The sequence below is a fragment of the Pseudomonas sp. GM80 genome, assembly GCF_000282515.1.
In the GTDB taxonomy this organism is placed as follows: Bacteria; Pseudomonadota; Gammaproteobacteria; order Pseudomonadales; family Pseudomonadaceae; genus Aquipseudomonas.
In genome coordinates this window covers 61,265-85,165 of record NZ_AKJD01000080.1, presented here as the reverse complement: position 1 = coordinate 85,165, position 23,901 = coordinate 61,265, and the positions used below count along the sequence as shown (strand labels likewise).

The window sequence follows — 23,901 nt, the reverse complement described above, 5'->3', positions numbered from 1 at the left end:
GCGGGTGAAAGCCCCGTACACTCATGAGGTTTACAACATGACTATTGGTGTAGTCGGTCGTAAATGCGGTATGACCCGTATTTTCACCGAAGAAGGTGTCTCCATTCCGGTCACGGTCATTGAGATCGAACCGAATCGCGTCACCCAGTTCAAAACTGAAGAGACCGATGGCTATCGTGCAGTGCAAGTCACTGTCGGCGAGCGTCGTGCTTCGCGTGTAACAGCAGCTCAAGCTGGCCACTTCGCTAAAGCGAACGTTGCCGCTGGTCGCACCACCATGGAATTCCGTCTTGAAGAAGGCGAGTACCAGGCTGGCGATCTGATCAACGCTGAAATCTTCGCCGCTGGTCAACTGGTTGATGTAACCGGTCAGTCCAAGGGTAAAGGCTTCCAGGGTACGATCAAGCGTTGGAATTTCCGCGGGCAAGATAACACCCACGGTAACTCCGTATCCCACCGCGTCCCAGGCTCTATCGGCCAGTGCCAGACTCCTGGTCGTGTATTCAAGGGCAAAAAAATGTCCGGTCATATGGGCGCTGAGCGCGTGACCGTGCAGTCCCTGGAAGTAGTGCGCGTGGACGCTGAACGCAATCTGTTGTTGGTCAAGGGTGCTGTTCCTGGCGCTACTGGCGGCAATCTGGTTGTACGTCCAGCAGCCAAGGCTCGCGGTTAAGGGGAAGCTGACATGCAATTAAATGTAAATGACGCTCAAGCGATCGAAGTTTCCGAACTGACATTTGGCGGCGAATTCAACGAGACGCTGGTTCACCAAGCAGTCGTGGCCTACATGGCCGGCGGCCGTCAAGGTACCAAGCAGCAAAAGACCCGTTCCGACGTTCGTGGTGGCGGTAAGCGCCCATGGCGTCAGAAAGGTACTGGCCGTGCTCGTGCCGGTACTATCCGTAGCCCAATCTGGCGTGGCGGCGGTACCACTTTTGCAGCACGTCCACAGGATCACTCCCAGAAGCTGAACAAGAAGATGTATCGCGCAGCAATGCGTTCCATCCTTGCTGAGCTGGTGCGTACTGATCGTCTGGTCGTGGTTCAGGATTTCGCTGTTGAAACTCCGAAAACCAAAGATCTGCTGGGCAAGCTGAACAACATGAGCCTGACCGACGTTTTGATCGTGTCGGACGCTGTTGATCAGAACCTGTACCTGGCTGCTCGTAACCTGCCGCACGTAGATGTACGTGACGTTCAAGGTTCCGATCCAGTTAGTCTGATCGCATACGACAAGGTGTTGATCACCGTGTCGGCCGTGAAGAAATTCGAGGAGCTGCTGGGATGAACCAGGAACGCGTATTTAAAGTTCTGCTTGGCCCGCACGTTTCCGAGAAGGCTACGGTTCTGGCTGACAAGAAAGGCCAGTTCGTTTTCAAGGTTGCAACTGACGCAACCAAGCTGGAAATCAAGAAGGCCGTCGAAAGCCTGTTCAGCGTGAAAGTTGAGCGTGTTACTACCCTGAACGTTCTGGGTAAGAGCAAGCGCACAGCTCGCGGTCTGGGCAAGCGTAATGACTGGAAGAAGGCAGTTATCTCCCTTCAGCCAGGCCAAGATCTCGATTTCAGCAGCAGTGCTGAGTAAGGAAGGGGTGCATCATGGCAATCGTTAAATGCAAACCGACTTCCCCTGGCCGCCGTTTTGTGGTCAAGGTGGTCAACCAGGAGCTGCATAAAGGCGCTCCTCACGCACCGCTGCTCGAGAAAAAATCGAAGACTGGTGGTCGTAACAACAATGGCCGTATTACCACGCGTCACATCGGTGGTGGTCATAAGCAGCATTATCGTATGGTCGATTTCCGTCGCAACGACAAAGATGGCATCGTCGCCACTGTCGAGCGTATCGAATACGATCCAAACCGTACTGCTCACATCGCACTGCTCTGCTACGCAGACGGCGAGCGCCGCTACATCATCGCCCCTAAAGGCGTGAGTGCAGGCGACCAGCTGATCGCAGGCGCTCTGGCTCCAATCAAGCCAGGCAACGCTCTGCAACTGCGCAACATTCCAGTGGGTTCTACTGTACACGGCATCGAACTGAAGCCAGGTAAAGGCGCACAGATCGCTCGTTCCGCTGGTGCTTCGGCTCAGCTGATCGCTCGTGAAGGTGTGTACGTAACCCTGCGTCTGCGTTCCGGTGAAATGCGTAAAGTCCTGGCTGAATGCCGTGCGACCCTGGGCGAAGTCTCGAACTCCGAGCACAGCCTGCGTTCGCTGGGTAAAGCTGGTGCCAAACGCTGGCGTGGCGTTCGCCCAACCGTTCGTGGTGTTGCCATGAACCCGGTTGACCACCCACATGGTGGTGGTGAAGGTCGTACCTCTGGTGGTCGTCATCCGGTATCGCCATGGGGCTTCCCGACTAAGGGCGCGAAGACTCGTGGTAATAAGCGTACCGACAAAATGATCGTCCGTCGTCGCAAGTAAATAGAGGGATACGACAGTGCCACGTTCTCTGAAAAAAGGTCCTTTTATTGATCTTCACCTACTGAAGAAGATCGAAGTGGCGGCGGAAAAGAACGATCGCAAACCAATTAAGACTTGGTCGCGTCGTTCGATGATCCTGCCACAGATGGTCGGTCTGACCATCGCCGTACATAACGGTCGTCAGCACGTCCCAGTTCTCGTGAACGAAGACATGGTCGGCCATAAACTGGGCGAGTTCGCCGGTACCCGCACTTATCGTGGGCACGTGGCTGACAAGAAAGCCAAGCGTTAAGGGGTTAGGAAATGGAAGTAGCCGCTAAGTTGTCGGGCGCTCGAATCTCCGCCCAGAAAGCCCGCTTGGTCGCCGACCAGATCCGCGGGAAGAAGGTGGGCGAAGCGCTCAACTTGTTGGCTTTCAGCAGTAAGAAAGCCGCCGAGATCATGAAGAAAGTGCTGGAGTCGGCCGTAGCCAACGCCGAGCATAACGAAGGCGCAGACGTTGATGACCTGAAGGTCAGCACCGTTTTCGTCAACGAAGGGCGTTCGCTGAAGCGCATCATGCCACGTGCCAAAGGCCGTGCTGATCGCATCGTCAAGCGGTCTTGCCATATCACTGTCAAGGTTGCTGACAAGTAACGGAGTCGAAGAGATGGGTCAGAAAGTACATCCCATTGGCATTCGCCTGGGAATCGTCAAGGAGCACACCTCCGTCTGGTACGCAGACGGTCGGACTTATGCGGACTACTTGTTCGCAGATCTGAAAGTGCGTGAGTATCTCCAAGACAAACTAAAAAGCGCGTCCGTAAGCCGTATCGATATCCATCGTCCGGCCCAAACTGCACGTATCACCATCCACACCGCTCGTCCAGGTATCGTTATCGGGAAGAAAGGTGAAGATGTTGAGAAACTGCGTCAGGACCTGACCAAGCAAATGGGTGTGCCTGTGCACATCAATATCGAAGAGATCCGCAAGCCGGAACTCGACGGTATGCTGGTTGCGCAGAGCGTAGCTCAGCAGCTGGAGCGTCGTGTAATGTTCCGTCGCGCGATGAAGCGCGCAGTACAGAACGCCATGCGCATTGGTGCCAAGGGCATCAAAATCCAAGTGAGCGGTCGTCTCGGCGGTGCTGAAATCGCACGTACTGAATGGTATCGCGAAGGTCGTGTGCCATTGCACACCCTGCGTGCCGACATCGACTATGCCAACTACGAAGCTCACACCACTTACGGTGTGATCGGTGTAAAGGTTTGGATCTTCAAAGGCGAAGTAATTGGTGGTCGCCAAGAAGAGCTGAAACCACAAGCACCAGCGCCTCGTAAAAAAGCTGCTAAGTAAGGGGTACGCCAAATGTTGCAACCTAAGCGTACGAAGTTCCGCAAGCAGATGACAGGCCACAACCGTGGTCTGGCTCAGCGCGGTAGCAAAGTCAGCTTCGGCGAGTTCGCGCTGAAGTCTGTAGCTCGTGGTCGTCTCACCGCTCGTCAGATCGAGTCAGCGCGTCGTGCACTGACCCGTCACGTTAAACGTGGCGGCAAGATCTGGATCCGTGTATTCCCGGACAAGCCTATTTCCAAAAAGCCCCTCGAAGTTCGTATGGGTAAAGGTAAGGGTAGTGTGGAGTACTGGGTTGCCCAGATTCAGCCAGGCAAAGTCCTGTATGAAATCGAGGGTGTTTCTGAAGAGCTGGCGCGTGAGGCTTTTGCCCTGGCTGCTGCAAAGCTGCCGCTCGCCACCGCCTTTGTTAAACGGACGGTGATGTGATGAAAGCGAATGAACTTCGTGAAAAATCCGCACAGCAGCTGAACGAGCAACTGCTCGGCTTGCTGCGCGACCAGTTCAATCTGCGTATGCAGAAAGCAACTGGCCAGTTGGGGCAGTCTCATCTGCTCTCGCAAGTTAAGCGTGACATCGCTCGCGTGAAGACTGTGCTCAACCAGCAGGCAGGTAAGTGATCATGGCTGAAGCCGAAAAAACTGTCCGTACGCTGACTGGCCGTGTTGTCAGCGACAAGATGGACAAAACCATCACCGTTCTGATCGAGCGTCGCGTTAAGCACCCGATCTACGGTAAATACGTTAAGCGTTCGACTAAGCTGCACGCGCACGACGAAACCAATCAGTGCCACATCGGCGACAAAGTCACTATTCGTGAAACTCGTCCTTTGGCCAAGACCAAGTCTTGGGCGCTGGTTGATGTTCTCGAACGCGCTGTGGAAGTCTAAGGACTAGGGGTCGGAGAAATTATATGATTCAGACTCAATCCATGCTCGATGTGGCCGATAACAGCGGCGCTCGCCGTGTTATGTGCATCAAGGTGCTGGGTGGCTCCCATCGTCGTTACGCTGGTATCGGTGACATCATCAAAGTTACCGTCAAGGAAGCAATTCCTCGCGGTAAAGTGAAAAAAGGCCAAGTGATGACTGCTGTTGTAGTCCGCACTCGTCACGGCGTACGTCGTGCTGATGGCTCCATTATCCGCTTTGATGGCAACGCTGCTGTTCTTCTGAACAACAAGCAAGAGCCGATCGGCACCCGTATCTTTGGGCCAGTGACCCGTGAACTTCGTACTGAGAAGTTCATGAAGATCGTCTCGCTCGCCCCAGAAGTGCTGTAAGGAGATCCGACATGCAAAAGATTCGTCGTGACGACGAGATCATCGTGATCGCCGGCAAAGACAAAGGTAAGCGCGGTAAGGTGCTTAAGGTTCTTGCTAATAACCGTCTGGTTATCAGCGGTCTGAACCTGGTAAAGCGTCATACCAAGCCTAACCCGATGTCGGGCGTGCAAGGCGGTATCGTCGAAAAAGAAGCTCCACTGGACGCTTCTAACGTCGCCATTTTCAACGGCGAAACCAACAAGGCTGACCGCGTTGGTTTCAAAGTAGAAGACGGCAAGAAAATTCGTGTCTTCAAGTCGACCCAAAAAGCGGTTGATGCTTGAACACTGCTAGGTAGAAGACCATGGCACGACTAAAAGAGATTTACTGGAAGGAAATCGCACCGAAGCTTAAGGAAGAACTTAAGCTTTCGAACGTGATGGAAGTTCCACGCGTTACAAAGATCACCCTGAACATGGGTCTGGGCGAAGCTGTTGGTGACAAGAAAGTCATCGAGCACGCTGTTGCTGACCTGGAAAAGATCACCGGCCAAAAAGTCGTTGTGACCTACGCTCGTAAATCCATCGCTGGCTTTAAAGTCCGTGAAGGATGGCCGATCGGCGTCAAAGTGACTCTGCGCCGTGAGCGTATGTACGAGTTCCTGGATCGTCTGCTGTCGATCTCCCTGCCTCGGGTTCGCGACTTCCGCGGCCTGAATGCCAAGTCCTTCGATGGTCGTGGTAACTACAGCATGGGCGTGAAAGAGCAGATCATTTTCCCGGAAATCGACTACGACAAGATCGATGCTCTCCGCGGTCTGGACATTACCCTGACCACCACTGCCAAGAACGATGATGAAGGCCGCGCTCTGCTGCGTGCTTTCAAATTCCCGTTCCGCAACTGATTGGAGTAGGAAAATGGCCAAGAAGAGCATGAAAAACCGTGAGCTGAAGCGTCAGCTCACTGTTGCCAAGTACGCCACCAAGCGTGCAGCGCTGAAAGCTATCATCGTTGATCTGAACGCAAGTCCAGAAGCACGTTGGGAAGCTACCGTAGCTCTGCAGAAGCAACCACGTGACGCAAGCGCTTCGCGCATGCGTAACCGTTGCCGCCTGACTGGTCGTCCGCACGGCGTTTACCGCAAGTTCGGCCTTGGCCGTAACAAGCTGCGTGAAGCTGCAATGCGTGGTGACGTGCCAGGTCTGGTTAAAGCCAGCTGGTAATTGCTGTCAAAGTCTCGATGCTCGGGTTCGCAAGAACCTGACCATCGGTGGCCTTGAATCTGAATCAAGCCCCTTTTGGGGCTTGATTCATTTCTGGGGTGTGTCTAGAATGACCGGCTCGCCTGAGCCCGTGTTTTTCATGCCCGGAAGTTCTCGGCGACAAGTAGTAGCCGCAAGGCTAATTTTTCTGTATTAGGAGCGTCTAGCCCATGAGTATGCAGGACCCGTTAGCGGACATGCTAACTCGAATCCGTAATGCCCAGATGGCTGAAAAGTCTGTCGTAAGCATGCCGTCTTCCACGTTGAAGGTGGCTGTAGCAAAAGTCCTGAAGGACGAAGGTTACATCGCGGATTTTCAGATCACCACCGACGCTAAGCCGTCGTTGTCCATCGAGCTGAAGTACTTCGAAGGCCGTCCGGTTATCGAAGAAGTGAAGCGCGTTAGTCGTCCAGGCCTGCGTCAGTACAAGTCCGTTGAAGATCTGCCGAAAGTTCGTGGCGGTCTTGGCGTGTCTATCGTCTCCACCAACAAAGGTGTGATGACGGATCGTGCTGCGCGCGCTGCCGGTGTCGGCGGCGAAGTTCTTTGCACTGTGTTCTAAGGGGGGATAAGCATGTCTCGCGTCGCTAAGAACCCCGTTAAGCTGCCAGCCGGTGTCGAAGTAAAATTCGCAGGCCAACAGCTTTCGGTGAAGGGTGCCAAGGGCACTCTCGAACTGAACATCCATTCGTCCGTTGAGATTGTTGAAGAAGCTGGTGAGCTGCGTTTCGCTGCTCGCAATGGCGATCAACAAACTCGCGCAATGGCCGGTACCACGCGTGCGTTGGTAAACAACATGGTCCAAGGCGTAAGCCAAGGCTTCGAGCGTAAGCTCCAGCTGGTCGGTGTTGGTTACAAAGCGCAAGCAAAAGGCACGGTTCTGAACCTTGCCCTTGGCTTCTCGCACCCAGTGGATTACGAACTGCCGGAAGGCATCACCGCTGAGACTCCTAGCCAGACCGATATCCTGATCAAGGGCATCGATAAGCAGCTGGTAGGTCAAGTGGCCGCTGAGATCCGCGACTTCCGTCCACCAGAGCCGTACAAAGGCAAAGGTGTGCGCTACGCGGACGAAGTCGTCCGTCGTAAAGAAGCCAAGAAGAAGTAGGGCATAGCAAATGACCGACAAAAAAGTTACTCGACTGCGTCGCGCTCGCAAAGCACGCCTGAAAATGCACGAACTAGAAGTCGTGCGTCTCTGCGTGTTCCGCTCGTCGCAGCACATCTACGCCCAGGTCATCTCGGCCGACGGCAACAAAGTCCTGGCATCTGCCTCGACTTTGGATAAAGAACTGCGTGATGGCGCCACTGGCAACATCGACGCGGCCACAAAGGTTGGCCAGCTGGTCGCTACGCGTGCTAAGGCCGCTGGCGTCTCGCAAGTGGCTTTCGACCGCTCTGGCTTCAAGTACCACGGCCGCGTTAAAGCGCTGGCTGATGCTGCTCGTGAAGCTGGGCTGGAGTTCTAAGTTATGTCAAATAACGACCAAAAGCGCGACGAAGGCTACATTGAGAAGCTGGTTCAAGTTAACCGCGTAGCCAAAACCGTTAAAGGCGGCCGTATCTTCACTTTCACCGCGTTGACCGTGGTTGGTGATGGTAAAGGGCGTGTTGGCTTCGGCCGTGGCAAGTCGCGTGAAGTGCCTGCTGCGATCCAGAAGGCAATGGAAGCTGCTCGCCGCAACATGATCCAAGTTGACCTGAACGGCACCACTCTGCAGTACGCAATGAAGTCCGGTCACGGCGCTTCGAAGGTGTACATGCAGCCTGCTTCTGAAGGTACCGGTATCATCGCTGGCGGCGCTATGCGTGCTGTCCTCGAAGTTGCTGGCGTTCAGAACGTTCTGGCCAAGTGCTATGGCTCGACTAACCCGGTAAACGTGGTTCACGCCACTTTCAAAGGTTTGAAAGCTATGCAATCTCCTGAATCCATTGCCGCCAAGCGTGGCAAAAGCGTCAAGGAGATCTTCTGATCATGGCTACCGTTAAAGTAACGCTGATCAAAAGCATGACCGGCCGCATCCCTAACCACAAACTGTGCGTTAAGGGTCTGGGTCTGCGTCGCATCGGTCACACTGTAGAAGTCCAGGATACTCCCGAGAATCGCGGGATGATCAACAAGGCTTACTACATGCTGCGTGTCGAGGGTTAATCGATGAAACTCAATGATCTGAGTCCAGCGCCGGGTTCCCGTCGCGAAAAGCATCGTCCGGGCCGTGGTATCGGTAGCGGTTTGGGTAAGACTGGTGGCCGTGGCCACAAAGGTCAAACCTCCCGCTCCGGTGGCACCATTGCTCCAGGCTTTGAAGGCGGTCAACAGCCGCTGCATCGTCGCCTGCCGAAGTTCGGTTTCGTTTCCCTGAAAGCCATGGATCGCGCAGAAGTGCGTCTGTCCGAGCTGGCTAAAGTGGAAGGCGACATCGTCACCGTGCAATCCCTGAAAGATGCCAACGTGATCAACGTCAACGTACAGCGTGTGAAAATCATGCTGTCCGGTGAAGTGACTCGCGCTGTCACTATCGGCAAGGGAATCGGCGCCACCAAAGGTGCGCGTGCGGCTATCGAAGCAGCTGGCGGCAAGTTCGAGGAATAAATGGCTAAGCAAGGTGCTCTCTCTGCGCTCGGCAAAGGCGGTATGTCTGAACTCTGGGCTCGTCTGCGTTTTCTGTTCCTGGCGATTATCGTCTACCGAATAGGCGCACACATCCCGGTTCCAGGTATCAACCCGGACCGACTCGCAGACCTGTTTCGACAGAATGAGGGGACCATTCTTAGCTTGTTCAACATGTTCTCCGGCGGCGCGCTGGAACGGATGAGCATCTTTGCACTGGGGATCATGCCGTACATTTCGGCATCGATCATCATGCAACTGATGACCGCCGTCAGCCCGCAGCTGGAGCAGTTGAAGAAGGAAGGTGAAGCTGGCCGTCGCAAGATCAGCCAGTACACCCGCTACGGCACCGTCGTTCTCGCTCTCGTTCAGGCTATTGGCATGTCCATTGGTCTGGCGGGGCAGGGCGTTGCGTTCACTGGTGACTTTGGCTTCCATTTCGTTGCGGTATCCACGTTTGTGGCTGGCGCGATGTTCATGATGTGGCTGGGTGAGCAGATTACTGAGCGCGGTGTAGGTAACGGTATCTCGATGTTGATTTTTTCGGGTATCGTCGCCGGTCTTCCGAGAGCAATCGGGCAGTCTTTTGAGTCTGCGCGTCAGGGTGATATCAACATCTTCGCCCTGGTTGCCATCGGTTTGCTGGCAGTAGCGATTATCGGTTTTGTGGTGTTCATTGAGCGTGGTCAGCGTCGTATCGCTGTTCACTACGCCAAGCGTCAGCAGGGCCGCAAGGTTTTTGCTGCGCAGACAAGCCACTTGCCGCTGAAAGTGAACATGGCTGGTGTTATTCCGGCTATTTTCGCGAGCAGCATTTTGCTGTTCCCGGCTTCGCTGGGTGCCTGGTTTGGTCAGTCTGAAGGTATGGGCTGGTTGCAGGACATCTCGCAGTCGATCGCTCCTGGTCAGCCGTTGAATATTCTGCTGTTTAGTGCAGGGATTATTTTCTTCTGCTTCTTCTATACGGCGTTGATGTTCAATCCGAAAGACGTAGCGGAAAACCTGAAGAAGTCCGGTGCCTTTATTCCGGGCATCCGTCCAGGTGAGCAGTCTGCGCGCTACATTGATGGCGTTCTGACTCGCTTGACCATGTTCGGTGCTCTTTACATGACGGCCGTGTGTCTGCTTCCCCAGTTCCTGGTGGTCGCAGCAAACGTACCGTTCTACCTTGGCGGGACCTCGTTGCTGATCGTGGTCGTGGTTGTGATGGACTTCATGTCCCAAGTACAATCGCACCTCGTTTCGCACCAGTACGAATCCCTGATGAAGAAAGCCAACCTGAAGGGCTACGGCAGCGGCATGTTGCGCTGAGTACCCCATAAGGTTCGAGGAGTTGGTGATGAAAGTTCGTGCATCGGTGAAAAAGCTGTGCCGTAACTGCAAGATTATTCGCCGCGAAGGTGTTGTTCGAGTAATTTGCAGCGCGGAACCGCGTCACAAACAGCGCCAAGGCTGAGTGTGATCCGCTTGAAGCCCGGCAGCTAGTGCGCTGCCGGGTTGATTATTTGTTATTACAGCGATATTATCTCGCGCCCTATTTCTTGGCTTCCGGGGCGTAGGTAGCTGTCAATTGGAGTCCCACTGAATGGCCCGTATTGCAGGCGTTAACATTCCAGATAACAAGCACACTGTTATCTCGCTGACCTACATCTATGGTGTTGGTCGCACTACTGCGCAGAAAATTTGCGCAGTGACTGGGGTAAACCCAGCCGCAAAGATCAAAGATCTGAGCGACGAGCAGATTGAGCAGTTGCGTGGCGAAGTGGCGAAGTTCACCACTGAAGGTGACCTGCGTCGCGAAATCAACATGAAAATCAAGCGTTTGATGGACCTCGGTTGCTACCGTGGTCTGCGTCATCGTCGTGGTCTTCCAGTACGCGGTCAGCGTACCAAGACTAACGCGCGTACCCGTAAAGGTCCGCGTAAGCCGATCCGCAAGTAATCGCCCACGCGAATCGACAGGAAATTAATCATGGCAAAACCTGCTGCTCGTCCTCGTAAAAAAGTTAAAAAGACAGTGGTTGATGGCATCGCCCACATCCATGCTTCTTTTAACAACACCATCGTGACCATCACCGACCGTCAAGGTAACGCGCTTTCTTGGGCTACCTCCGGTGGTTCGGGTTTCCGCGGTTCCCGCAAGTCCACCCCGTTTGCTGCTCAAGTAGCTGCTGAACGTGCTGGTCAAGCTGCGCTGGAATATGGCCTGAAAAACCTCGACGTTAACGTCAAAGGTCCAGGTCCAGGTCGTGAGTCTGCTGTCCGTGCATTGAACGGCTGTGGCTATAAGATCGCCAGCATCACCGACGTGACGCCAATCCCGCACAACGGGTGCCGTCCGCCGAAGAAGCGCCGCGTGTAATCCAGGAGATTGTAAAGAATGGCTCGTTACATTGGTCCAAAATGCAAACTCGCTCGTCGCGAGGGCACCGATCTCTTCCTGAAGAGCGGCGTGCGCGCGATCGAATCGAAGTGCAACATTGAAGCAGCACCTGGTATCCACGGCCAACGCCGCGGTCGCCAGTCCGATTACGGCACCCAACTGCGTGAAAAGCAGAAGGTCCGTCGTATCTACGGCGTTCTCGAGCGTCAATTCAGCGGCTACTACAAAGAAGCTGCTGGCAAGAAAGGTGCAACCGGTGAAAACCTGCTGCAACTGCTCGAATGCCGTCTGGACAACGTTGTATACCGTATGGGCTTTGGTTCGACTCGTGCCGAATCCCGTCAGCTGGTATCGCACAAGTCGATCAGCGTTAACGGTCAGACCGTAAACGTTCCGTCGTATCAGGTTCGTGCTGGTGACGTGGTTGCAGTTCGCGAGAAAGCAAAAAACCAACTTCGCATTGTCCAAGCTCTCGATCTGTGTGCCCAACGTGGCCGCGTAGAATGGGTAGAAGTAGACACTGAGAAGAAGTCGGGCGTTTTCAAGAACGTTCCTGCTCGCAGTGATCTGTCCGCCGACATCAACGAAAGCCTGATTGTCGAGCTCTACTCCAAGTAAGGGCTAGAAAATAGGTGCATCCATGCAGATTTCGGTAAATGAGTTCCTGACACCCCGCCATATTGATGTGCAGGTTGTCAGTCCAACCCGCGCCAAGATCACTCTCGAGCCTCTCGAGCGTGGTTTTGGCCACACCCTGGGCAACGCGCTGCGACGCATCCTGTTGTCCTCAATGCCCGGCTGCGCAGTAGTCGAGGCCGAGATTGACGGTGTGCTCCACGAGTACAGCGCCATCGAAGGTGTACAGGAAGACGTAATTGAAATCCTGTTGAACCTTAAAGGTCTGGCCATCAAGCTGCACGGTCGTGACGAAGTTACGCTGACCTTGTCGAAGAAGGGTTCGGGGGTGGTTACCGCTGCCGATATTCAGCTGGATCATGATGTCGAGATCGTTAATCCCGATCACGTAATCGCTAACCTGGCGTCTAACGGCGCCCTGAACATGAAGCTCACCGTAGCTCGTGGTCGTGGTTATGAACCAGCCGACTCGCGTCAGAGCGATGAAGACGAAAGCCGCAGCATCGGTCGCTTGCAGCTTGACTCTTCGTTCAGCCCGGTTCGCCGTATCGCATACGTGGTGGAAAACGCCCGTGTCGAGCAGCGTACCAACCTGGACAAGCTGGTTATTGATCTGGAAACCAACGGTACTCTGGATCCTGAAGAGGCTATTCGCCGCGCTGCAACCATCCTGCAACAGCAGTTGGCTGCGTTCGTCGACCTCAAAGGTGACAGTGAGCCAGTGGTTGTCGAGCAGGAAGACGAGATCGATCCGATCCTGCTTCGCCCGGTTGACGATCTGGAACTGACTGTACGTTCGGCTAACTGCCTTAAGGCGGAAAACATCTACTACATCGGTGACCTGATTCAGCGTACCGAAGTAGAGCTGTTGAAGACTCCGAACCTGGGCAAGAAATCCTTGACTGAAATCAAGGACGTTCTGGCCTCCCGCGGTCTGTCCCTCGGCATGCGCCTCGACAACTGGCCGCCTGCAAGTCTTAAGAAGGACGACAAGGCGACTGCCTGATCGTCGTAATCACCGAACGTAGTGTTTGGTAAGGAATGAACCATGCGTCATCGTAAAAGTGGTCGTCACCTGAGCCGCACCAGCTCGCACCGCAAGGCCATGTTCCAAAACATGGCGGTGTCGCTGTTCGAGCACGAGCTGATCAAAACTACACTGCCGAAAGCCAAAGAACTGCGTCGCGTTGCTGAGCCGCTGATCACTCTGGCCAAGACAGACAGCCTGGCTAACCGCCGTCTGGCTTTCGACCGTACTCGTTCGAAAGCTATCGTTGGTAAGCTCTTCAACGACCTGGGCAAGCGTTACGCTACCCGTGAGGGTGGCTACCTGCGCATCCTCAAGTGCGGTTTCCGCGCTGGCGACAACGCGCCTATGGCGTACGTCGAGTTGGTTGATCGTGCTACTGCTGGCGAAGCTGTATCCGCCGAGTAAGACGTCAGTCTGAAACGAAGAACCGGGCCTAGTGCCCGGTTTTTTGTGTCCGCAAGAAAATGCGCTGTTCGTACAAGTATCTGACCCTGTTCTGTTGTCACTATGCGCTGGGAATCATAATTAGTAATTATCTATCGATGTCTGCAAGTTAATGAATTTGTGGCTGTCACATGGATGATCAATACTTCCCAGCAAGCCGATTAGCCGGCAGTTTCAAGACTGACAGAGGAAGAAGACCGTATGAGCCAGATCAAAACGCTTACGACCGCCAGTGGCGCACCTGTCGCTGATAACCAGAATTCTCGCTCCGCCGGCCCACGTGGCCCGCTGCTGCTCGACGATTTTCACCTCATCGAGAAGCTCGCCCATTTCAACCGTGAAAACATCCCTGAGCGTCGCGTGCACGCCAAGGGCTCGGGCGCATACGGCACGTTTACAGTGACTCGTGACATTACCGAGTACACCAGCGCCAAGCTGTTCGAAACGGTCGGCAAACAAACTCCGACTTTCCTGCGCTTCTCCACAGTGGGTGGCGAGCGCGGCTCTGCCGACACTGAGCGTGATCCGCGCGGCTTTGCGCTGAAGTTCTACACCGAAGAAGGTAACTGGGACATTGTTGGCAACAACACGCCGGTATTCTTTATTCGCGATCCACTGAAATTCCCTGATTTCATCCACACGCAAAAACGTCTGCCGCAAAGCAACCTGAAAAGCGCGCAGATGATGTGGGACTTCTGGTCGCATTCGCCTGAAGCGCTGCACCAGGTGACCATCCTCTTCTCCGATCGCGGTATTCCAGACGGCTACCGTCACATGCACGGCTTCGGCAGCCACACTTACAGCCTGATCAGCGCTGAAGGCGAGCGTCACTGGGTGAAGTGGCACTACAAGACCAAGCAAGGGATCAAGAACCTCGCGCCAGCGGATGCAGCCCGTCTTGCCGGGACCGATCCGGATTACGCCCAGCGCGATTTGTTCGAGGCAATCGAGCGCGGTGACTTCCCGAAATGGCGCGTATGCATTCAGATCATGACTGAAGCCCAGGCGGCAGCGCATTACGAGAATCCGTTCGACGTGACCAAGACCTGGTCGCAGAAGGAATTCCCGCTGATCGAGGTGGGCGAACTGGAATTGAACCGCAACCCGCAGAACTATTTCGCTGAAGTTGAGCAAGCCGCGTTCGGCCCAAGCAACATGGTGCCAGGCGTTGGTCTTTCGCCGGATCGCATGCTGCAAGGTCGCGTATTCGCCTACGCCGATGCGCATCGCTACCGCGTAGGCACCAATCACCAGCAACTGCCGGTGAACGCGCCACGCAGCCCGGTGAATACTTACCAGCGCGACGGTTCGATGGCGTTCGGCAGCAATGGCGGCGCAGCACCGAATTACGAGCCGAACAGCTACATCGAATCGCCGAAACAGGCTCCGCATTACGCTGAGCCGGCGTTGGCCCTGAGCGGTGCGGCTGATCGGTACGATCATCGCGAAGACACCGATTACTACAGCCATGCAGGCGCGCTGTTCCGTTTGATGGGCGACGAGCAGAAATCCTTGCTGGTCAGCAACATCGCCGGTGCGATGGGCGGAGTTTCGACTGATGTGGTCGATCGCCAACTGCAGCATTTCTACAAAGCCGACCCGGCGTATGGAGAAGCAATCGCAAAGCTGCTCAACGTACAGCTTAACGAAGTCTAAACGAGAAGCAGAACCGCCCTCATTTGGGCGGTTTTTGCGTTATTTAGGCTGCTTTTCTCAGAATATCTTCGCTTTTATTGCGCTAAGCGGGTGACCTTCCAGTCAGGTTGGTTCAAACTACAGACTTTCAAGTAGGGAGATGTAGGGCGATGCAAGGCCACCCAGACGTAATCGATTACCTCAACACGTTGCTGACCGGCGAACTGGCCGCGCGTGATCAATATTTCGTTCATTCGCGGATGTATGAGGACTGGGGGTTCACCAAGCTCTACGAGCGAATCAACCACGAGATGGAAGAAGAAGCCGGTCACGCTGATGCATTGATGCGCCGGATTCTGATGCTCGAAGGCACGCCGCGCATGCGTCCGGATGACCTGGATGTCGGCACCACCGTGCCGGAGATGCTCGAAGCGGATCTGCGCCTTGAGTACAAGGTTCGCGCTGCGCTGTGCAAAGGCATCGAACTTTGCGAGCAGCACAAAGACTACGTCAGCCGTGAGATCCTGCGGGTTCAGTTGAATGACACCGAAGAAGATCACACCTACTGGCTCGAAAAGCAGTTGGGCCTGATCAAACTGATCGGTCTCGAGAACTACCTACAATCGCACACCTCCTGATCGCAGTAGAGACAAAAAAAATAGCCCCTGTCACTGTTGAAGTGACAGGGGCTTTTTCATGCCAGGCGTTTACGCCCGATCGCGGATCAGCAACGGCTTGAGGTAATGGCCGGTGTGAGACTGTTTCATCTCGGCCACTTGCTCCGGCGTACCCACGGCAATGATCTGTCCACCCTTGGAACCACCCTCCGGCCCGAGATCCACCAGCCAGTCGGCCGTCTTGATCACGTCGAGGTTGTGTTCGATCACCACCACGGTGTTGCCGTGGTCGCGCAGGCGATGCAGCACATCGAGCAACTGCTGGATATCCGCAAAGTGCAGGCCAGTCGTCGGCTCATCGAGGATGTACAGGGTCTTGCCGGTATCGCGCTTGGACAGTTCGCGGGACAACTTGACCCGCTGCGCTTCACCGCCGGACAACGTGGTCGCCGACTGTCCGAGCTTGATGTACGACAAACCTACATCCATTAAGGTTTGCAGCTTGCGCGCGAGCGCCGGCACCGCGTCGAAGAACACCCGGGCTTCCTCGATCGTCATTTCGAGAGTTTCGTGGATGTTCTTGCCCTTGTATTTGATCTCAAGGGTTTCGCGGTTGTAGCGCTTGCTCTTGCACACGTCGCACGGCACATAGATGTCCGGCAAGAAATGCATTTCGACCTTGATCAGACCGTCGCCCTGGCACGCCTCGCAGCGACCGCCCTTGACGTTGAACGAGAAACGCCCCGGGCCGTAACCACGGGAGCGCGACTCGGGTACGCCGGCGAACAATTCGCGGATTGGCGTGAACAGCCCGGTATACGTCGCCGGGTTGGAACGAGGCGTGCGACCGATCGGGCTCTGGTCGATGTCGACGACTTTGTCGAGATGTTCCAGGCCTTTGATGCTGTCGTGCGCGGCGGCTTCCAGCGTCGTCGCGCCATTGAGGGCCGTGGCGCTCAGCGGAAACAGGGTGTTGTTGATCAGCGTCGACTTGCCCGAGCCGGACACGCCAGTCACGCAGGTCAGCAGGCCGATCGGGATTTCGAGATCGACATTGCGCAGGTTGTTACCGCGTGCGCCCTTGAGCGACAGGGTCAGCTTTTTGTTGCGTGGCGTACGTTTGGCCGGCACTTCAATCTTCACTCGGCCCGACAGGTATTTACCGGTCAGGGAATCCGGATGCGCCATGACTTCGGCCGGCGTACCTTCGGCAACAATCTGCCCGCCGTGCACACCGGCACCCGGGCCGATATCGACGACATAGTCGGCAAGGCGAATCGCGTCCTCGTCGTGCTCGACCACGATCACCGTATTACCGATGTCGCGCAGGTGCTTGAGCGTGCCAAGCAGCCGATCGTTATCGCGCTGGTGCAAGCCAATGGACGGTTCATCGAGGATGTACAAAACACCGACGAGGCCCGCACCAATCTGGCTGGCCAGACGAATACGTTGTGCTTCACCACCGGACAGCGTGTCGGCGCTGCGATCCAGCGATAGGTAATCGAGACCGACGTTGACGAGGAACTGCAGACGCTCACGGATTTCCTTGAGGATCTTGTCGGCAATTTCACCGCGACGACCAGTCATCTTCAGCTCGCCGAAGTAAACGCAGGCATCGCCGATCGGCAGGTTGGTTACCGCAGGCAGGGTCTTCTCGCCTACCCATACATGTCGCGCTTCACGACGCAAACGCGTACCACGGCAATCCGGGCACGACTGAGTGCTGAGGAACTTGGCCAGCTCTTCGCGCACGCTGGCCGACTCGGTCTCGCGGTAGCGACGCTCCAGGTTTGGCACGATGCCTTCGAACGGGTGCGATCGTTTGACGATATCGCCACGGTCGTTCAGGTATTTGAAGTCGACGTTCTGCGAGCCGCTGCCGTGGAGGATTTGTTTCTGCTGCTCGGCGGTCAGTTCGTTGAACGGTTTTTCCAGGCTGAACTTGTAGTGCGACGCCAGTGAACCCAGCATCTGGAAGTAATAGACGTTGCGCCGGTCCCAGCCGCGTATCGCGCCTTCGGCCAGCGTCAGTTCGCCATTGACCAGTCGCTTGATGTCGAAGAACTGCTTCACCCCCAGACCATCGCACGTCGGGCAGGCACCGGCCGGGTTGTTGAAGGAGAACAGCTTCGGTTCCAGCTCGCTGATCGCGTGGCCGCAGATCGGGCAGGCGAAGCGCGCGGAGAAGATCATCTCTTCGCCTGGCTCGTCGTCCATCGGCGCCACGAGTGCAATGCCGTCCGCCAGTTTCAGCGCGGTTTCGAACGATTCGGCCAGACGCTGTTGCAGATCGGCGCGAACCTTGAAGCGGTCGACAATCACGTCGATCGAGTGCTTCTTCTGTTTATCCAGTTTCGGCAGCTCGTCGAGCTCGCAGATCCGGCCATTGACCCGGGCGCGGACAAAACCTTGCGCACGCAGCTCTTCGAAGACCGAGAGATGCTCGCCTTTGCGCTCGCGGATCACCGGCGCCAGCAGCATCAGTTTGCTGCCTTCGGGCTGTGCCAGCACCAGGTCGACCATCTGGCTGACGGTCTGCGCTTCCAGCGGAATGTCGTGATCCGGGCAGCGCGGCGTACCAACGCGTGCATAGAGCAGGCGCAGGTAGTCGTAGATTTCGGTGATGGTGCCGACCGTGGATCGCGGGTTGTGCGAGGTCGACTTTTGTTCGATGGAGATCGCCGGCGACAGGCCTTCGATAGTGTCGACGTCGGGTTTTTCCATCATCGACAGGAACTGGCGTGCATAGGCCGACAGCGATTCGACATAGCGGCGCTGACCTTCGGCGTACAGTGTGTCGAAGGCCAGGGACGACTTGCCGGATCCGGACAGGCCGGTGATGACGATCAGTTTGTCCCGTGGCAGGGTCAGGTCGATGTTCTTCAGGTTGTGGGTACGGGCCCCACGTATCAGGATCTTGTCCAAAGTGGCCTCGCTCGGCGGGCGTCGAAAGCGTAAGAGTATACGGGCAAATACTGGATGGATGCACACTATCAAGCGTAGCGTTGTTTGCCCTGAATGAAGAGTGTTTCATCTGTACGCGTCAAAGCGTCGCGATCTACCCCGTCTTTCGATGGGACTGGTAGAATCGCCGCCGGTTCACACGAGGTTTTTCCATGCATGATCCCCACAGCGAACGCATGAGTGGCAGCGAGACCCGCGCAGCGAGCGGTCTGGCCCTGGTGTTCGCCTTCCGTATGCTGGGCATGTTCATGGTGTTGCCGGTCCTGGCAACCTATGGCATGGATCTGGCGGGAGCGACCCCGGCCCTGATCGGGTTGGCCATCGGCGCTTACGGCCTGACCCAGGCGATTTTCCAGATCCCGTTCGGGGTCATTTCCGACCGTATTGGCCGTCGCCCGGTGATTTACCTCGGGCTGATCGTCTTCGCCCTCGGCAGTGTGCTGGCCTCGCAAGCCGATTCGATCTGGGGCGTGATTGCCGGCCGGATCCTGCAAGGTGCCGGCGCGATTTCGGCGGCGGTCATGGCATTACTGTCGGACCTCACCCGCGAGCAACACCGCACCAAAGCCATGGCGATGATCGGCATGACCATTGGCCTGTCGTTCGCCGTGGCCATGGTCGTCGGGCCTTTGCTGACCCGTGCGTTCGGCTTGTCCGGGTTGTTTCTGGCCACCGGTGGCATGGCGCTGGTGGGTATCGTCATCGTGATGTTCATGGTGCCCAAGTCCACTGGACCGCTGACGCACCGCGAGTCCGGTGTGGCACGTCAGGCTCTGATGCCGACGCTCAAGCATCCTGACTTGTTGCGCCTCGATCTGGGCATCTTTGTGTTACATGCCATGTTGATGTCGAGCTTCGTCGCGCTGCCTCTGGCGCTGGTGGAAAAAGCCGGGCTACCCAAGGAGCAGCACTGGTGGGTCTACCTTACGGCGCTGCTGATTTCGTTCTTCGCCATGATCCCGTTCATCATCTATGGCGAGAAGAAACGCAAAATGAAACGAGTTTTGCTCGGCGCCGTCATGACGTTGATGCTCACTGAGCTATTCTTCTGGCAGTTCGGTGACAGCTTGCGGGCTCTGGTGATCGGTACGGTGGTGTTTTTCACCGCGTTCAATCTGCTGGAGGCTTCATTGCCGTCGCTGATCAGCAAAGTTTCACCGGCGGGCGGGAAGGGCACGGCCATGGGCGTGTATTCCACCAGTCAGTTCCTCGGTTCGGCTCTTGGCGGGATACTCGGCGGCTGGTTGTTTCAGCATGGCGGTCTGTCGGTTGTGTTCCTTGGATGTGCCGGGCTGGCTGCACTTTGGCTGGCCTTTGCTGTTACCATGCGCGAACCTCCCTACGTGACGAGCCTGCGCTTGCCGTTGTCGCCCGAGGCGATCCGCGAAGCGGGTCTGGTCGAGCGCCTCAAGGCCCTCGTAGGGGTAACCGATGCAGTGATAGTTGCTGACGAAGCGGCTGTTTACATCAAACTGGACAAAGAATTAGTGGATCGCGACACCCTCGAACGCCTGGTGAACAACCCGGCCGAGGCTGCTTGCGGCGCTTAGGAGAACGTTATGGCCCGTGGGGTTAACAAAGTCATATTGGTCGGCACTTGCGGCCAGGATCCCGAAGTTCGCTACCTGCCTAACGGTAACGCCGTGACCAACCTGAGTCTGGCAACCAGCGAACAGTGGACCGACAAGCAAACCGGTCAGAAGGTCGAGAAGACCGAGTGGCACCGTGTTTCGATGTTCGGCAAAGTGGCCGAAATCGCCGGCGAATACCTGCGCAAGGGTTCGCAGGTTTACATCGAAGGCAAGCTGCAGACCCGTGAGTGGGAAAAAGACGGTATCAAGCGTTACACCACCGAAATCGTGGTCGACATGCAAGGCACCATGCAACTGCTCGGCGGCCGTCCACAACAGGGCGACCAACAAGGCGGTGGCAACAACTACCAGCAGTCCGCTCCGGCCCCGCGCCAGCAGGCGCCGCGTCCGCAGCAGTCGGCTCCACAACAGCGTTCGGCCCCGGCTCCACAGCAGGCCGCACCGCAACCGGCTCCGGATTTCGACAGCTTTGATGACGATATCCCGTTCTGATTTGCTGTTGTAACCGCTGCAAATAAAAAGGCCCGTCGCTTATACGACGGGCCTTTTTTGTGCCTGCAAAACACGCGATCCCTGTAGGAGCTGCGGCACGCTGCGATCTTTTGATCTTAAAAACAAAGGCAAAAGATCGCAGCGTGCCGCAGCTCCTACAGGGCGCGTGGTTCAATCGAGGATCAGGTGCGGCAGAAAGCGGCTGGAGTCTTTGGTGATAAGGCTGTTGTCTTCGCGCACGCCAATCCCCGCCGCCTGGTCGCCAATCACCCAGGAGCCAATCAGCGTGTAGCTGTCGCCAAATTTCGGCAACGGCGCAAATTCCTGCAGGATAAAGGGCGCATCGGTGTAGGGCCCGTCCTCTTTGACGATCAGGCCTTCAGCCGTCTGCAACTCAATGTTCGCACCTTCGCGGGAAAAGTACGGCTTGCGCACCCAGCCCTTGGGCACCGCACTGGCCGGGTTCGGATCGAGATGCGCCGCCAGCAGATTCGGATGGCCCTTGTGCATTTCCCACAGCAACGGCAATGCGCCTTTGTTCGACAGGATCGCCTTCCACGCCGGTTCGAAAAACTGCGTGTCGCACTCGGCAATCGCAGCGCCAAACGGTTCGTGGAAGATGAACTCCCAGGCATGCAGCTTGAACAGGTGCGGGATCCAGCGATCTTCCAGGTCGACAAAACGACCCTCGCTCGTCAGACCGATGTCTTCAATATCGATGTGCCGCGATTCGATGCCGACCTTTTCCGCGATCAGCCGCAGGTAATCCGTGGTGCCTTTGTCTTCGACCGAATCTTTCATCGAGGCAAAGTAGAACGGCCGCTTCAGTTGCAACTCGGCAAACGCCTGATGCAGTTGGGTATCTATGCTGTTGAACTGGTCGGCGTGAGGCGGCAGGGTCCCGCGTTCGATGCATTGTTCCAGCCAGCCCCATTGAAACGCCGCCGCTTCGTAAAGACTGGTGGGCGTGTCGTAGTTGAGCTCGAGCAATTTCGCCGGGCCGTTGCCGCTGTAGGAAAAGTCCATGCGCCCATACAGATGCGGATGACCTTCGCGCCAGGAGGTTCTGATCATGTCGTAGTACGGCGCCGGAATGCTCAGGCGATCCAGCAGTTCCTCGCTATTGACCACGCGGTCGACCAGATCCATGCACATCTCGTGCAGTTCGGTGGTCGGGTCTTCCAGATCGTTTTCGATCTGCGCGAGCGTGAACTGGTAATACGCGCTTTCGTCCCAGTAAGGCTCGTCGTCGATGGTGTGAAACATGAAACCGAGGCTCTCGGCAGTCTGTTTCCAGTCGGGGCGCTCGGCGCAATGGACCTTTTTCATGGTCAGCTGCTCGAACGACCGGAACTGCTGCCCCAGCCACCCCAGCCACTGCGTGCAGTGGACTGGCTGCCGAATCCGCCACGGGAGGTCGACGCTGCGACATTCACCGGTTTGCTTTTCGTGCTCTCGTAATCCGGCTGACTGCGTGGTGCGCTTTCGATTTTGCGGTACTGCGCCGAGGTGTCGTAGGTTTGCCGGGTGTCGCGATCGCGGTAAACCGTGCGATTGGCGTTGTTGCTCATCGCGTTGCCGATCAGCCAACCGGTGAGCAAACCATTGTTCGAGCCGCTGGAGCTGTGCGAGGTGCTTTGCACATTTTGCGCCGCGGCCGCGTCGCCTGCGGGCATTTGCGCGTCGGCGAGGGCATCGAGGTCCTGCGTTGCTTCAGCGTTTTGCGCAACCTTGAAGCCGCCAAGCTTGGGCACGAAACGGCCGGCGGAATTTTTCTGACACCAGCCGGCGGCGAAGTCCGCATCGCATTTGTCCTTGTCGTCGTACGCCGGGGCAATGCGCCGGTGTTCGGTCAGGGCGGCGACGTAGGCGTTCGAGCAGGCATCGGCGGCCACTTCGGCATCGATGCACTGTTCCACGCTCTGGAAACTGCGCGGCTGATCGACGGCGGCCACTTCGCCGGAGATGGCCAAGGCCACCGATGCGGCGAGGGACAACTGAACGTATTTGCTTCGTTTCATCTAAGGCTTCCTGCCGATCAGTTGGACGGTGTCATGCACGCGGCATTGAGCATGCCGACGCTGATCGCCACCGCTGCAACGTAGATGCCGGAAGCGACTTCACCGTTGGCGATGCGCTGGGACGTGTCTTTGAGCACCAGCCCGGTCGCGAGGAACGCCAGCAACTGCACGACAGCAGCAATCACGGCCCAGAGCACGAAATCGAGGACGTTGGCCGAAAAGGCGATGACATTGCTCGCCGGAATCGCGAAACCGATGATTGCGCCAGACAGCGCAATGGCCGCAGCGTTGTTGCCCGAGCGAATCAGCTCGAACTCCTTGTGCGGGGTCAGGCGGGTATAGACGAATTGGAACAGCATGAACAGCACTACGGCGCCGAACAGGTAGACGATGAAGCCGACCAAAGCGGTCTTGTTCAGGGAAACGGCCAGCACTTCCAGCATGAAGAACTTCCTTTTTAGATGGTGCTCAAGTCAGTGGTGTACAGCGAAATGCCCAGCGAAGTGCTCAGGCTGACGGTGCCTTCTTCGTCCTGTTCGACGGAGAACAGCAGCAATTCACGGCGATCGGTCAAGCCGGTTTCACGCGCATAGAGCATCGAGCGATGTTCGACGGTGTAGCTCTCGTCGGGATTGGCCACGTGCTCGGTCAGCGGTACCAGTTCGGTCTGGCCTTGTTCAGTGCCCCATTCGCGGGTGTACTCGACACCTTCGTGGGTATACGTCGGCAGGCCGATTGCGCTGTTGGCGCCGGCCAGGCGCTGCAGTTCAGCGTCGCTGTTGACGGTGACGTAGCTGAGGTAATTGAACAGGATCACCGATTCGATCTGATCGTCACCGGTGACGTGGATCTGTACCCAGAAATCCTCGTCGTTGGTGTAATAGCGGTGCAGTTTGTTGGACTGGCCGAGGTCGACCCAGCCGGCGCTCCAGATTGCCTGATCGACAGGCACCCTTACCGAGCTAGAACCGTCGAGCAACAGCGCCAGGGTCGAATCGAACCTGAGGCCTTTGCCCTGAGCCATCCCGAGCGGGCCGATGGCAACGGTTGGCGTTGGCGCCGCGTGGCTGCCCAGCAAATCTTTGAACCATCCCATGGGTACATTCCTTGAAGCGGGTGGAGGTATTCGTCGGCAAAAAAGCGCGGCCAGTGTACCGGCCCAGCCCTCATGTAGGAGCTGCCGCAGGCTGCGAT

At 56.4% G+C, this 23,901-nt stretch carries 36 protein-coding genes; 31 read left to right on the top strand and 5 right to left on the bottom strand.

Going from position 1 to position 23,901, the window contains the following annotated elements; all coding sequences use genetic code 11:
- The first annotated feature begins 37 nt into the window (after positions 1 to 37).
- The 29 genes from rplC (at position 38) to bfr (ending at position 15,659) form a co-directional block, all read left to right on the top strand.
- Positions 38 to 673, top strand: coding sequence for a 50S ribosomal protein L3 (gene rplC / locus PMI37_RS14375; RefSeq protein WP_003228738.1), 636 nt, complete (start codon positions 38 to 40; stop codon positions 671 to 673).
- Positions 674 to 685: 12 nt separating this feature from the next.
- Complete coding sequence (gene rplD, locus PMI37_RS14370) at positions 686 to 1,288, top strand: 50S ribosomal protein L4 (protein WP_007918468.1); 603 nt, start codon at positions 686 to 688, stop codon at positions 1,286 to 1,288.
- On the top strand, positions 1,285 to 1,584 hold the full coding sequence (gene rplW / locus PMI37_RS14365; RefSeq protein ID WP_002555488.1) for a 50S ribosomal protein L23: 300 nt from the start codon (positions 1,285 to 1,287) through the stop codon (positions 1,582 to 1,584). The genes rplD and rplW overlap by 4 nt, the downstream gene beginning before the upstream one ends.
- Positions 1,585 to 1,598: 14 nt before the next feature.
- On the top strand, positions 1,599 to 2,423 hold the full coding sequence (rplB, locus tag PMI37_RS14360) for a 50S ribosomal protein L2 (protein WP_003228734.1): 825 nt from the start codon (positions 1,599 to 1,601) through the stop codon (positions 2,421 to 2,423).
- Positions 2,424 to 2,439: 16 nt separating this feature from the next.
- Positions 2,440 to 2,715, top strand: coding sequence for a 30S ribosomal protein S19 (gene rpsS / locus PMI37_RS14355; protein ID WP_003228731.1), 276 nt, complete (start codon positions 2,440 to 2,442; stop codon positions 2,713 to 2,715).
- An 11-nt stretch (positions 2,716 to 2,726) separates the two neighbouring features.
- Positions 2,727 to 3,059, top strand: coding sequence for a 50S ribosomal protein L22 (rplV, locus tag PMI37_RS14350; RefSeq protein ID WP_003103908.1), 333 nt, complete (start codon positions 2,727 to 2,729; stop codon positions 3,057 to 3,059).
- A gap of 13 nt (positions 3,060 to 3,072) precedes the next feature.
- On the top strand, positions 3,073 to 3,759 hold the full coding sequence (gene rpsC, locus PMI37_RS14345; RefSeq protein WP_003176422.1) for a 30S ribosomal protein S3: 687 nt from the start codon (positions 3,073 to 3,075) through the stop codon (positions 3,757 to 3,759).
- A gap of 12 nt (positions 3,760 to 3,771) precedes the next feature.
- The gene (rplP, locus tag PMI37_RS14340) at positions 3,772 to 4,185 is read left to right on the top strand and encodes a 50S ribosomal protein L16 (protein WP_007896757.1); all 414 of its coding nucleotides are present in this window, start codon (positions 3,772 to 3,774) and stop codon (positions 4,183 to 4,185) included.
- On the top strand, positions 4,185 to 4,376 hold the full coding sequence (gene rpmC, locus PMI37_RS14335) for a 50S ribosomal protein L29 (RefSeq protein WP_002555481.1): 192 nt from the start codon (positions 4,185 to 4,187) through the stop codon (positions 4,374 to 4,376). The genes rplP and rpmC overlap by 1 nt, the downstream gene beginning before the upstream one ends.
- Positions 4,377 to 4,378: 2 nt before the next feature.
- On the top strand, positions 4,379 to 4,645 hold the full coding sequence (gene rpsQ, locus PMI37_RS14330) for a 30S ribosomal protein S17 (RefSeq protein ID WP_003176419.1): 267 nt from the start codon (positions 4,379 to 4,381) through the stop codon (positions 4,643 to 4,645).
- A gap of 23 nt (positions 4,646 to 4,668) precedes the next feature.
- Positions 4,669 to 5,037 carry a 50S ribosomal protein L14 gene (gene rplN / locus PMI37_RS14325; protein ID WP_002555479.1) on the top strand — a complete coding sequence of 123 codons (369 nt, stop codon included), beginning with the start codon at positions 4,669 to 4,671 and terminating at the stop codon, positions 5,035 to 5,037.
- A gap of 11 nt (positions 5,038 to 5,048) precedes the next feature.
- Positions 5,049 to 5,363 (top strand): 50S ribosomal protein L24, encoded by a 315-nt coding sequence (rplX, locus tag PMI37_RS14320; RefSeq protein ID WP_008081905.1) that lies wholly within the window; start codon positions 5,049 to 5,051, stop codon positions 5,361 to 5,363.
- A 20-nt stretch (positions 5,364 to 5,383) separates the two neighbouring features.
- On the top strand, positions 5,384 to 5,923 hold the full coding sequence (rplE, locus tag PMI37_RS14315) for a 50S ribosomal protein L5 (protein ID WP_003176415.1): 540 nt from the start codon (positions 5,384 to 5,386) through the stop codon (positions 5,921 to 5,923).
- 13 nt (positions 5,924 to 5,936) lie between these two features.
- On the top strand, positions 5,937 to 6,242 hold the full coding sequence (gene rpsN / locus PMI37_RS14310) for a 30S ribosomal protein S14 (RefSeq protein WP_003228726.1): 306 nt from the start codon (positions 5,937 to 5,939) through the stop codon (positions 6,240 to 6,242).
- A gap of 209 nt (positions 6,243 to 6,451) precedes the next feature.
- A complete protein-coding gene (rpsH, locus tag PMI37_RS14305; RefSeq protein ID WP_007918458.1) occupies positions 6,452 to 6,844 on the top strand; it encodes a 30S ribosomal protein S8 in 393 nt (130 codons plus the stop codon).
- Between the two features lie 12 nt (positions 6,845 to 6,856).
- Positions 6,857 to 7,390, top strand: coding sequence for a 50S ribosomal protein L6 (gene rplF, locus PMI37_RS14300; RefSeq protein WP_003176412.1), 534 nt, complete (start codon positions 6,857 to 6,859; stop codon positions 7,388 to 7,390).
- Positions 7,391 to 7,400: 10 nt separating this feature from the next.
- Positions 7,401 to 7,751, top strand: coding sequence for a 50S ribosomal protein L18 (rplR, locus tag PMI37_RS14295; protein WP_003186037.1), 351 nt, complete (start codon positions 7,401 to 7,403; stop codon positions 7,749 to 7,751).
- 3 nt (positions 7,752 to 7,754) lie between these two features.
- A complete protein-coding gene (gene rpsE, locus PMI37_RS14290) occupies positions 7,755 to 8,255 on the top strand; it encodes a 30S ribosomal protein S5 (RefSeq protein ID WP_007943782.1) in 501 nt (166 codons plus the stop codon).
- 2 nt (positions 8,256 to 8,257) lie between these two features.
- Positions 8,258 to 8,434, top strand: a complete 177-nt coding sequence (gene rpmD, locus PMI37_RS14285; protein WP_003176408.1) for a 50S ribosomal protein L30 — start codon at positions 8,258 to 8,260, stop codon at positions 8,432 to 8,434.
- A 3-nt stretch (positions 8,435 to 8,437) separates the two neighbouring features.
- The gene (gene rplO, locus PMI37_RS14280) at positions 8,438 to 8,875 is read left to right on the top strand and encodes a 50S ribosomal protein L15 (RefSeq protein WP_003228720.1); all 438 of its coding nucleotides are present in this window, start codon (positions 8,438 to 8,440) and stop codon (positions 8,873 to 8,875) included.
- Entirely contained in the window at positions 8,876 to 10,204 is a 1,329-nt protein-coding gene (gene secY, locus PMI37_RS14275; RefSeq protein WP_003228718.1) for a preprotein translocase subunit SecY, read from the top strand.
- 28 nt (positions 10,205 to 10,232) lie between these two features.
- Complete coding sequence (rpmJ, locus tag PMI37_RS14270; RefSeq protein ID WP_002555468.1) at positions 10,233 to 10,349, top strand: 50S ribosomal protein L36; 117 nt, start codon at positions 10,233 to 10,235, stop codon at positions 10,347 to 10,349.
- Between the two features lie 129 nt (positions 10,350 to 10,478).
- Entirely contained in the window at positions 10,479 to 10,835 is a 357-nt protein-coding gene (gene rpsM / locus PMI37_RS14265; RefSeq protein ID WP_003186020.1) for a 30S ribosomal protein S13, read from the top strand.
- A 30-nt stretch (positions 10,836 to 10,865) separates the two neighbouring features.
- Positions 10,866 to 11,255, top strand: a complete 390-nt coding sequence (rpsK, locus tag PMI37_RS14260; RefSeq protein WP_002555466.1) for a 30S ribosomal protein S11 — start codon at positions 10,866 to 10,868, stop codon at positions 11,253 to 11,255.
- An 18-nt stretch (positions 11,256 to 11,273) separates the two neighbouring features.
- Positions 11,274 to 11,894: a 30S ribosomal protein S4 gene (gene rpsD / locus PMI37_RS14255; RefSeq protein ID WP_003176404.1), complete on the top strand. Its 621-nt coding sequence runs from the start codon at positions 11,274 to 11,276 to the stop codon at positions 11,892 to 11,894.
- A gap of 22 nt (positions 11,895 to 11,916) precedes the next feature.
- A complete protein-coding gene (locus PMI37_RS14250; RefSeq protein WP_003186012.1) occupies positions 11,917 to 12,918 on the top strand; it encodes a DNA-directed RNA polymerase subunit alpha in 1,002 nt (333 codons plus the stop codon).
- A 42-nt stretch (positions 12,919 to 12,960) separates the two neighbouring features.
- Positions 12,961 to 13,347 (top strand): 50S ribosomal protein L17, encoded by a 387-nt coding sequence (gene rplQ, locus PMI37_RS14245; protein ID WP_003176402.1) that lies wholly within the window; start codon positions 12,961 to 12,963, stop codon positions 13,345 to 13,347.
- Between the two features lie 240 nt (positions 13,348 to 13,587).
- The gene (locus PMI37_RS14240) at positions 13,588 to 15,042 is read left to right on the top strand and encodes a catalase (RefSeq protein WP_008081904.1); all 1,455 of its coding nucleotides are present in this window, start codon (positions 13,588 to 13,590) and stop codon (positions 15,040 to 15,042) included.
- Between the two features lie 149 nt (positions 15,043 to 15,191).
- Complete coding sequence (gene bfr, locus PMI37_RS14235) at positions 15,192 to 15,659, top strand: bacterioferritin (RefSeq protein WP_007918444.1); 468 nt, start codon at positions 15,192 to 15,194, stop codon at positions 15,657 to 15,659.
- A 69-nt stretch (positions 15,660 to 15,728) separates the two neighbouring features.
- Here the strand turns inward: bfr and uvrA are convergent, their stop codons facing one another.
- Positions 15,729 to 18,563, bottom strand: coding sequence for an excinuclease ABC subunit UvrA (gene uvrA / locus PMI37_RS14230; protein WP_008081903.1), 2,835 nt, complete (start codon positions 18,561 to 18,563; stop codon positions 15,729 to 15,731).
- A 191-nt stretch (positions 18,564 to 18,754) separates the two neighbouring features.
- On the opposite strand from uvrA, the gene PMI37_RS14225 reads away from it, so the two are divergent.
- Both PMI37_RS14225 and PMI37_RS14220 read left to right on the top strand, forming a co-directional pair.
- The gene (locus PMI37_RS14225) at positions 18,755 to 20,152 is read left to right on the top strand and encodes an MFS transporter (protein ID WP_008081902.1); all 1,398 of its coding nucleotides are present in this window, start codon (positions 18,755 to 18,757) and stop codon (positions 20,150 to 20,152) included.
- A 9-nt stretch (positions 20,153 to 20,161) separates the two neighbouring features.
- Complete coding sequence (locus PMI37_RS14220) at positions 20,162 to 20,686, top strand: single-stranded DNA-binding protein (RefSeq protein ID WP_008081898.1); 525 nt, start codon at positions 20,162 to 20,164, stop codon at positions 20,684 to 20,686.
- Positions 20,687 to 20,857: 171 nt separating this feature from the next.
- On the opposite strand, the gene PMI37_RS14215 is transcribed toward PMI37_RS14220, so the two are convergent.
- From PMI37_RS14215 to PMI37_RS14200, 4 genes are read right to left on the bottom strand one after another with little or no spacing between them, the layout of a single operon-like run.
- Positions 20,858 to 22,015, bottom strand: coding sequence for a glutathionylspermidine synthase family protein (locus tag PMI37_RS14215; protein WP_008081897.1), 1,158 nt, complete (start codon positions 22,013 to 22,015; stop codon positions 20,858 to 20,860).
- A gap of 2 nt (positions 22,016 to 22,017) precedes the next feature.
- Positions 22,018 to 22,707: a DUF1190 domain-containing protein gene (locus tag PMI37_RS14210; RefSeq protein WP_008081896.1), complete on the bottom strand. Its 690-nt coding sequence runs from the start codon at positions 22,705 to 22,707 to the stop codon at positions 22,018 to 22,020.
- 17 nt (positions 22,708 to 22,724) lie between these two features.
- On the bottom strand, positions 22,725 to 23,150 hold the full coding sequence (locus PMI37_RS14205; protein WP_008081895.1) for a DUF350 domain-containing protein: 426 nt from the start codon (positions 23,148 to 23,150) through the stop codon (positions 22,725 to 22,727).
- Between the two features lie 14 nt (positions 23,151 to 23,164).
- A complete protein-coding gene (locus PMI37_RS14200) occupies positions 23,165 to 23,803 on the bottom strand; it encodes a DUF2491 family protein (protein WP_008081894.1) in 639 nt (212 codons plus the stop codon).
- Between the last annotated feature and the right edge of the window lie 98 nt (positions 23,804 to 23,901).